The organism is uncultured Romboutsia sp. (assembly GCF_958366745.1).
In the GTDB taxonomy this organism is placed as follows: domain Bacteria; phylum Bacillota; class Clostridia; order Peptostreptococcales; family Peptostreptococcaceae; genus Romboutsia; species Romboutsia timonensis.
Map to the genome: position 1 here is coordinate 1 of NZ_CATXCO010000067.1, position 10,303 is coordinate 10,303.

Annotated in this window: 7 protein-coding genes and 1 pseudogene; 4 read left to right on the plus strand and 4 right to left on the minus strand. The window is 25.5% G+C overall.

The annotated features are described in order from the left end of the window. The first annotated feature begins 370 nt into the window (after positions 1 to 370). Both Q5F54_RS06320 and Q5F54_RS06325 read left to right on the plus strand, forming a co-directional pair. Entirely contained in the window at positions 371 to 1,828 is a 1,458-nt protein-coding gene (locus Q5F54_RS06320; RefSeq protein ID WP_071120707.1) for a PLP-dependent aminotransferase family protein, read from the plus strand. 458 nt (positions 1,829 to 2,286) lie between these two features. Next, a complete protein-coding gene (locus Q5F54_RS06325) occupies positions 2,287 to 2,739 on the plus strand; it encodes a MarR family winged helix-turn-helix transcriptional regulator (protein WP_071120706.1) in 453 nt (150 codons plus the stop codon). Positions 2,740 to 3,128: 389 nt separating this feature from the next. On the opposite strand, the gene Q5F54_RS06330 is transcribed toward Q5F54_RS06325, so the two are convergent. From Q5F54_RS06330 to Q5F54_RS06340, 3 genes are all read right to left on the minus strand, one after another. Further along, positions 3,129 to 4,103, minus strand: coding sequence for a LacI family DNA-binding transcriptional regulator (locus tag Q5F54_RS06330; RefSeq protein ID WP_281537591.1), 975 nt, complete (start codon positions 4,101 to 4,103; stop codon positions 3,129 to 3,131). A 290-nt stretch (positions 4,104 to 4,393) separates the two neighbouring features. Next, the gene (gtfA, locus tag Q5F54_RS06335) at positions 4,394 to 5,863 is read right to left on the minus strand and encodes a sucrose phosphorylase (RefSeq protein ID WP_281538323.1); all 1,470 of its coding nucleotides are present in this window, start codon (positions 5,861 to 5,863) and stop codon (positions 4,394 to 4,396) included. An 18-nt stretch (positions 5,864 to 5,881) separates the two neighbouring features. Continuing rightward, positions 5,882 to 6,838, minus strand: coding sequence for a carbohydrate kinase family protein (locus tag Q5F54_RS06340; RefSeq protein WP_281538324.1), 957 nt, complete (start codon positions 6,836 to 6,838; stop codon positions 5,882 to 5,884). Between the two features lie 393 nt (positions 6,839 to 7,231). Between Q5F54_RS06340 and melB the strand changes: the two genes are divergently transcribed. Further along, entirely contained in the window at positions 7,232 to 8,605 is a 1,374-nt protein-coding gene (gene melB, locus Q5F54_RS06345; RefSeq protein WP_180701562.1) for a melibiose:sodium transporter MelB, read from the plus strand. Between the two features lie 100 nt (positions 8,606 to 8,705). On the opposite strand, the gene Q5F54_RS06350 is transcribed toward melB, so the two are convergent. Next, positions 8,706 to 9,476: an AraC family transcriptional regulator gene (locus tag Q5F54_RS06350; protein ID WP_302334116.1), complete on the minus strand. Its 771-nt coding sequence runs from the start codon at positions 9,474 to 9,476 to the stop codon at positions 8,706 to 8,708. Positions 9,477 to 9,711: 235 nt separating this feature from the next. Here Q5F54_RS06350 and Q5F54_RS06355 point away from each other — a divergent pair. Further along, a pseudogene (locus Q5F54_RS06355) lies at positions 9,712 to 10,303 on the plus strand (glycoside hydrolase family 36 N-terminal domain-containing protein); the annotation flags it as partial.

The window sequence follows — 10,303 nt, forward strand, 5'->3', positions numbered from 1 at the left end:
AGAATATGTAAATTTTATTTAACCCAACTTAAGGTTACTTTATTAAAATTATGTAAACTTAATGGTAATTGTGTTAGGTCTAAGAGTATTATTTTATTTTTTAAATATATCGTTGGTGAAATGAAATGTTTCACCGACACATCGCTCAAGCGAAGCGAATTTTTTATTGCAAAGCTTATGTAAGAATTGATATGATAATATACGATGGTGTACCATATGCTCTTAAATTAAATGCACTTTATTGATTAACTAAAATTAGTTCAATACCAAAAGTGAAACTGAGGCAGGTTTAAGTTTTAATGATTTATTATATAAAATAATAGAATATTCCTTAAAACCATCAAGTAGACAATAAAATTGAGGTGATAAGGTGTTACTTTCTAATCTTGTAATTAACAAAGATGAACCAATTTATATACAAATAAAAAGATATATAAGTAATATGATATTAAAAGGATTGATACCTAATAATAGTAAGCTACCTTCTACAAGAGAACTTAGCCAAATTTTAAAGGTAAGTAGAAATTCTGTAAATTTAGCCTATGAAGAATTAAAAGCTGATGGACTAATATATTCAGTATCAGGTAAGGGAACTTTTGCAAAGTCAAATAGTAGCTTAACTAAAAGTAATTGGTGTATTAATTGGGAAGATAAACAAAACAGCTATGCTAAAGTGGCAAATGATATGGATATAATAAAAAATGAAATACCTTGGGAAAATGGTTTGATTTCTTTTAAAAGTATATCTCCAAATGGAGATATGTTTGATATAGATGAATTAAAAAAATCATTTTTAAATAGACTATCTTTAGAAGGACATAAGTTACTTAATTATGGTTATGCAAAGGGATATAAGCCTCTTATAGAGTATCTATTAGAATATATGAATAAAAAAGGTGTTGATACATGTAACAAAGATATATTAATAACTAATGGATTTACAGAAGGCTTAGATATTATTTTATCTTCATTTACTTCACCAGGAGATTATATAATTTGTGAAAATCCAACTCACAACACATCTATAAAGATTATGAAGGCTTTAGGATTAAATTTAATTGGAGTAGATATAGATGAAAATGGATTAGACTTTGATATGTTAGAATCAAAGTTAGAGAAATATAAAGATAAAATAAAGTTTGCTTATATTACACCATCATATCATAATCCAACTGGTACTGTAATGTCACCTGAAAATAGGTACAAATTTTATAATTTGATGAAAAATAATAATATACCAATTATAGAGGATGGATTTAATGAGGAGCTGCTTTATTCTAGTTCCCATATATTTCCTATATGCTCATTAGATAATTTAAATAATGGAGTAATTTATATTGGTAGTTTTTCAAAAATATTATTTCCAGGTATGAGAATAGGGTGGATATTAGCAGATAAAAATGCTATTTCAAAATTAGAGAGTGTGAAAAGATGTAGAAATATACATGTATCTTTTTTAGATCAAGGAATACTATATGATTATTTACAAAGTGGAGCATTTGAAAAATATATCAAAAAAGCACGTAAATTTTATGGAGAGAAATTTAATTTTGCATATAAATGTGTAGAAAAGTATATTCCTAATGAATATATTTTTGGAGATGGTGGACTTCATTTATTTTTAAAGTTTAAAAATATAGACACTAGAGAATTATTAAATAAATGTTATAAAAAAGGTGTTATTTTTATGCCAGGAGATATATTTTATATTAATAATGAAATAAATAACACTTTGAGGCTAGGTTTTTCTAGACTATCTTTTGAAGAAATAGAAAAGGGTATAAAGATTATTGGTGATACTATTAAAGAACTTCCTATTGATGATTAAAATAGGGAGTTCTTTATATATTTTATTAGTTTTAGATATAGACCTCATAGTTTAGTTTTAGGTTACTATTACAAAAGTATATGATATTATTATAGCATTTAAGTAAATTTTATATAAATAAATTAAATATTTTAGAATAAGATTTTTTAATATAAAAATATAAGTGAAAATAAAGAACAAATTTTTTCAAAATTAATCCTAATAAGTATTATATATTAAAAAATAAAAATATGATAAAAACTTTATCTTAATTGTGCAATTATATATTTTGTAGGTATAAAATAATGATTATAAATAAAAAGAATAGAAAATATTAAATATAAAATATAAAATATAATATTTTTTATAAAAAAATTATTAATTATATATTTTTTGTTAAAATATGTATGTACCAATTGAAGTTAAATGTAGATTTTATTATAATAATATTGGAAAATAAAATTATGGAGAACGTGATTATGAGAAAAATAGAAGACATATTAAATAAATTATTAGTTCAATTATTTAATGATATTTTACAAATTGAAGAAAAGTCTCTTAAGAATACACAATTCACTGATTTATCTATAACTGAAATACATACGATAGAGGCAATTGGCTTAGATAGATCTAGAACTATGGGAGAAATTGCACATGACTTAAGAATAACTGTAGGAACATTAACTACAGCAATAACAAAGCTTATTAAAAAGGGATATGTTGAAAGAAAAAGAATTGAAGAAGATAGAAGAGTGGTGCTTGTGAACTTAACTTCTAAAGGAGAAGAAGTTTATAAAGTTCATCAAGTATTTCATGAAGAAATGATATGTGCAATGCTTAGTAACTTTTCAGATGAAGAAGAACAGGTTTTATCAAAGTCACTTGAAAAATTAAATACTTTCTTTGAAGAAAAATATAAAAGCTTCCAATAATTAGTTATGATACTGTCAAGTAGATACTTATAAAAAAGCACCCTATGTGCATGTATTTGATATTCAACTAGAATCATGATTATAAAAGTATATAATCATTTATAAGTTTAGTAATTTCTTTTGGATTATTAGAATTAATTAAATAAATGAATTATCATATTAAGTGCAATACCTAAAAGTTTATAAAAAATAGCTCATAAGTTTATGTTACAGTAATAATAACCACAAAAATATTTAATCTTAAGGAACATAAAATTATGAATTATAATCATATTAACATAGGTAAAAGTATAAAAAATAGACCTCTGTAGGTGTTTTGGATATAAAACACCTACAGAGGCCTTAGCTGTAAAATAAACATAAAGTGTTGCACTTATATTGACAACCTATCAAGTAGTCTCACCTTTTATAAGCGTAACAGTATGATTTGATTCCAAACTAATATTTTCATTATTGATTAATTTAATTAATTTATTAACAGCATCAATACAAATTTCTTTAATAGGTTGTTTTATAGTAGTTAAAGTAGGAATAAATAATTCTGAACTTTCTGTACCATCATATCCAACTATTTTTAAATCTTTAGGAATGTCTATGCCTCTTTTGTAACATTCTTTTATAACTAAAATAGCCATATTGTCAGTTGCAAATACCCCATCAATATCTTTATAGCTATTAAACATATAATCTATGTAATGTAAGTTTTGTTCCTTTGAAAAAGTATTTAACTCCATTTCGATAGTATGAACATTTACGTTACTATCATTCATTACCTTTTCAAATGATATATGTCTTTTATTAGCAGAAGAATTTAATACACTTGTACCTGCAAATTGAACTACATTTTTACATCCACAATTTATTAAATGATTAGCGGCTAAAATACCACCTTGTATGTGGTCAGCAGATACTATAGGAATATCTTCCCCTAAATATCTATCTAATGCTACTATAGGCATGTCTATTTTTAAATAATCTTCAATTTCTAAGGTATGGCTTCCTATTATAATTCCATCTACTTTATTTCTTTGTAGCATATTTATATATTCTTTTTCTCTTTCTTTACTATTATATGCATTACATAACATTAGCTTATATCCATTTTTATATAAATATTCTTCTATATATTTAGTTTCTTCAGCATAAAAGCTAATACTTATATCTGGAAGTATTAATCCGATTATATTAGTTTTTTGCCTAAAGAAATTTTTTGCCAACTCATTAGGATGATATCCTATCTTTTCCATAGCATCATATACTTTTTTTCTAGTTTTTTCAGAGATATATCCTCTATCGTTCATAACTCTAGATACTGTTGTTACGGATACACCAGCTTCCTTTGCAACATCTTTTATATTAGCCAAAAAAGTACCTCCTTTGTCTTACTTAATTAGTATATTATACCATAATAGTTTAGAGATTTTGAGTAAGTACATAATAACTTATTTTTAAATAAATAAACTTTTATACATACTATTTGACACATTCTATATAAAAATATAATTATTATCTATTAACATAAAAAGATATAGTTGTAATTATAATTTAAATCTTACAACTATATCTTTTATATAAAAATTAAATTTTATTTTAGCTATATAATTTTATAAAAATTGTAAATAAATAGGATACTAAAACTTAAATGAAAGTATAACTATATATTGTATAATACAACATTTTTATTTTCACCTATATATTCTATAACTGATTTATATGTATCTAAATCAATATTTAATGTACAATACTTATCTTCCTTTTTCCAAGTAAGTTTAATCTCATTATCTTTAGCATTTTCTATAATAAACTCACCATTAAATGCAGGATAATCATTTCTAAAATCTATAAGTTTAAGTAATCTTTGTACAACTGGTTTTTGAACTTCTTTTTCTATTTCCGAAATAGTAAAGTTATGTCTATTTATTTCACGACCTTCACCAGTTAATTTCACCATTTCATCATCATTTTTACCGGCTAATAATCCAACATAGTATACTTGAGGTATACCCGGCGCGAAAAATTGTATAGCCCTTGCAGCTAAGTAAGCATCATCATCACAGTTTAAGACAGAGTAGTATGAACATCTTATTTGATGAACATCAAATCCATCTTTATTTTTATGAGCATCAGAGTATATTAAACTTAAGTTAGATCCTCTTTCAACACAAACATCAACTATTTTTTGAGCAGCTTTAGTTTCAACTAAGTCATCTAAGTCAGGTTTAACTGGTATACCATCATGACAATCTAGCATAGTAAATTGTTTATGAGGACGAACTTTTAAGTAGCTATAAAGTCTATTACTTGATTTATTTATTAATGTTTCAAGTATCATATATGGTAATATAAAGTCATAAATCCAGTTACCATGTTTAGCCAATTTAAATTGTGTTGTATAATGTGCATGTACTTCAGGTAATAGTTCTATACCTAAGGAAGTAGCTAATTCAGTGACCCAATCTAAAAATTTATAAATTTCTGGTTCAACGAAGAAACAACTTGTACCTATTTTTTTCACTACATAGCCAACAGCATCTAATCTAACAATTTTAACATTTTGTTTGCTAAAGTTAGTCAAGAAATCTGTAAGCAATTGTTTAACCTCTGGAGCATTAATATCTAAATCTATTTGTTCAGATGGAGTTTCTTTTCCAAATGTAGTCCATACAGTTTCTTGTTGATCAGTACTTTCTATTGTAAAAGTAGAGTATGGAGTAGTTCTACGTAAAAACATTTTAGATATATCTTCTTGAACTGGTTTTGAATCACTCCATATTTTATCAAGTGTAAGGAATAAGTTAGAATACTTAGATTTTCTTCCGTTTTTTAAAAAATCTTTAAAAAATACTGATTGTCTAGATATATGATTAACCATTAAATCAAGAAGTACATCATGTTTTTCTCCTATTTTTCTTATATCTTCCCATGTACCAAATTTAGGTTCAATTTCAAAATATGTAAGTGGTGCAAATCCTCTATCTCCTGATGATGGGAATGGAGGAAGTATGTGAATACCTCCCTTAAATGTATTTGGAAAATATGTTGTAAGTACTTGATTAAGTGTTTTTAAATCTCCCCCTAGAGAGTCTGGATAAGTTATAAGTTGAACTTGATTTTTTACTGCCATTTCTAAATTCCCCCAATATTATATATTATAAATATCTTTAATTTCTTCTATAGTAGGTAGGTTAGCGATTGCACCTACGTGTTTAAGCTTAAAAGCACTTGTTGCAAATCCAAGATTTAAAGAATCTTTTAAAGAGTATGATTTTGTTAATCCTGTATAAAAACCAGACCAAAATGCATCTCCAGCTCCTGTAGTATCAACTATTTCAGTAGCGAAAGTTTTAAATTTAAGAGTTTCATCTCCATTAGTTACAATAGCCCCATCTTTTCCAAGGGTCATTATTACTAGTTTTGCTCCTAAATCTATAAATTTTTTAACTTGGTTTTCAGGAGTATCACATCCAAAGATTCTTTCTGCATCAACTTCAGATGGCTTTATAATATCAACTTTAGATATAATATTTTTTATATACTCTAATCCATTGTGATTCTTTTCCCAAATCATTTCATGATAGTTTGGATCAAATCCAATAAGAATATTATTTTCTTTTGCCTTATATATTACCTTTTCAATAGTTTTCCTTGAGTTTTTTTGAGAAATAGGCCAACAAGAAAAATGTACTATTTTACAATTTTTTAATGCATACTCAATATTATCATCATATTGAAGGTTATAATCAGCACCACGATAAAATATTGGAACTGGAGTTGTTTTACTTTTTGATACAAGAACCATACTAGTAGAATTATTGACCTTACTAATATACCTAGTATCTATATTATTGTTTTTTAGATGATTGATTAAAAAATCACCTAAACCATCATTTCCAACTGCTGATGACAAAGCAGAATTTCCTCCTAATCTTTTTATGTTCATAGCAATGTTAGCAGGTGATCCACCGAAGTGCTTAGTATATTGACTGCAATCAAAACTATCATCATAATCATTTGAAATCATATCTACTAATAATTCCCCAATAGTAAATACATCGATTTCCTTATTATTAAATTTTAATGTGTTATCAAAAGAAAACATTTTATTCCCCCTATTATTAATTCCTTTACTTTTTCAGTATAGATAGTTATACAAAGTATGTCAACCGATTGACATAAAAATATAGAATTTAATAAAATAATTAATAAAACTAACATTTTACCATATTTAGCACACATAAAAATATTTATAAAAAGATAAACAAAAATTACAATATAAGGAAAAGGTTTTAATTGTAAAAAAAAAGGAGGATAAAGTAAACTATAGGGAAGTATAGAGAGTTTTAAGTGGTAAATTTACTCTCAATAAGTAAGGATAATCTAGGATATACATAAATAATGAAAAAGAAGATAATTTTTAGGGGATTTAAAATATTTATTTATGTAGTTACTAAAAAAATTTATCGAGTAAAATTAAATAAAAGGGGAATTGAAAATGAAACTAACTTTTAGAGAAAAATATTCTTATGGAATAGGTGCTTTTGGTAAAGATTTGGTTTATGCTTTTGTAGCAACTTATTTAATGATGTTTTTTACAGATGAAGTGGGCATATCTTCTGTTTTTGTAGGAGGACTGTTCTTTGTATCGAGATTTTGGGATGCAATTAATGATCCTATAATGGGAAAAATAGTTGATAATACTAATACAAAGTGGGGAAAATTTAGACCATGGCTTTTAATCGGGACATTAATAAATGCAGTTGTTCTTATATTTTTATTTATCAATCCAGCTAAATTTTTATCTGGGAAAATGGTATATGTATATTGCTCAGCTGCTTACATATTATGGGGAATGACTTATACAATAATGGATATACCATACTGGTCAATGATACCGTCATTTACAAGTGATTCTTCAGAGAGAGATAAGATGTCGGTTATACCTAGAGTTTTTGCAACTATCGGCGGCTCAACAGTTAATACTTTTGGGTTAATGTTAATATCATTTTTAGGAATAGGAAATAACTCTATAGGATATTTTAGATTAGGTGTTGGTATAGCTATAATATTTGTTATATCAACGTTAATAACAGTATTTAATGTAAAAGAAAGAAATATTGTAGAAAATCAAGAAAAGATAACTTTAAAAGGTGTATTTGAAATATTATTTAAAAATGATCAATTATTAGTAATAATTGGATCAGTAATAATTTATCAAATAGCATTATTTTTAGTTGCAGGATTTGCATTATATTTTTTCAAATATGCAATACAAAATGAAAGTTTATATGCAGTATTTACAGGATTATCAACAATAGCTCAAGTTTGTGCATTAATGATATTTCCTAAATTAGTAAGCAAACTATCAAGAAAAATAGTTTATATTTTAGCTTGTTTACTGCCTGTAATAGGATTTACATCAATGCTTTTTATAAGTAGTTTATCTACTAGTTCAGTATTATTATGCATAGCAGGAGTTATTTATAACTTAGGATTTGCTTTCTCATCAGCATCAACAACAGTTATGTTGTGTGATGCAGTTGATTATGGAGAATACAAAGTTGGTAAGAGAAGTGAAAGTATTATATTCTCTATGCAAACGTTTATAGTTAAGTTTGCTACAGCATTTAGTGGTCTTATAGTAGGTATTGGGCTTAATATAATCAATTATGTTCCAAATACTGTACAAAGTGCTCAAACTATAATTGGAATGAAAGTAATCATGTTTGTAATACCATCGTTATTAATGTTAGCATGTTTAGGATTGTATTTGAAATTCTATAAATTAAATGGTGAATTTAAAGATCATGTTTTAAATGAAATAGAAAAAAGAAGAAATAATATAAATAATAAAACACAAACAGTTTAATTATATAAGTTATATTAACTAATGAAAATAAAATAGATAAAAAACTAGAGGTTATCATTGTGTTTACTAACCTCTAGTTTTTTTATGAATATATTATTAATTATAAATTATTTTTATAGAGGTTTTCTCTATATTGCTTAGGGCTATAGCCACTATATTTTTTAAATGTTTTAGAAAATGTAAGAGGGTCTATATATCCAACTGATCTAGAAATATCCCCTATAGATAGTTCTAGTTTTTTTAATAATTCATAAGCTTTATTCATTCTAACACTAAGTAAGAATTCTTGTGGAGAAACATTTAAGCTTTTTTTAAATAAGCTAGATAAATAGCTTCTGTTTAATCCAACATAATTAGCTATATCAGTTACCTTTATATTATTAGCAAAGTTATTATTTATAAATTCTATTGATTTTTCTATATATAATGTATAAGAAAGATCTTTATTTTCAGAAACATTATAATCAACTGAATCTGATATAGTACTTAAAAATAAGTATAATAAGCCTTGAAGTCTTAACTCATCACAATTACGCATTCTATTTATTTTTAACATATCTAAAACATAGTCTTTAAGTAATTCTTTATGATTACTTTCAAATATTAAATTTTCGTGACTTAAATTAGCATATTTTAAATATTGTTCTGACTTTATACCATTAAATGCAACCCATATATAGGTCCAAGGATCATCATTATCCGCTTCATAGTAAGTTAAGTCACCAGGGCATATTAAAAATCCTTGATTTTTTTCTAAATTATATACTTTATCACCAACTTTATAGATTCCTTTTCCATCAAGTATATAATGTATAATATAGTGCTCTCTTATTGCAGGCCCAAAACTATGAGAAGATTTACAAACCTCTATTCCACAAAAACATAAACATAAATCTACATATTCTTTTTTTTTTTATTTTAAATATTTAATTCCATCGTCTTCGAAATATATATATGATGACATATAAAAACCCCTTTTGTTTATTTTAATATAACATAAAACCATATTTTGTTAACATATGTATATATTATTTTAATACATAAAAATATACAATACTAGATATAAAGAAAAAATTAGTAAATAAAATACAGGGGGAATTTATAAAATGGCAATAGTTTATGACGCAAGTAGCAAGACTTTTAATTTATCTACATCAAAAACTAGCTACGTTTTAAAAGTGCTAGGTTCTAATCATGTAGCCCATGTTTACTGGGGGAAAAAAATAAAGGCTAAAAATTTAGATTATGTACTAAGAAGTAAAAATTGGGGAAGTTTTTTAACAAATACAGATAATATAGATGATTTTATGTTAGAAATGACACCTCAAGAATATCCAGGATATGGTAGTACAGATTTGAGAACGCCAGCAGTTGAATTGCAGTTTTCAGATGGTACAAGTGCTACAGATTTTAGATATGAATCACATAATATATAGGCAGGTAAGAATAAATTAAATAATTTACCAGCAACTTATGTTGAAGATGAAAATGAAGCAATGACTCTTGAGTTAACGTTAGTTGATTCTTTAAAAAATGTAAAGCTTATATTAAGCTATAGTGTTTTTGAAGAGTTTGATGCAATAACAAGAAGTGTAAAAATTATAAATGAATCTAATGAAGATGTTAATATAAATCGAGTTTTAAGCGCGAATGTTGATTTTAGAGATAGCGATTATGAGCTTTTACAATTGTCAGGGG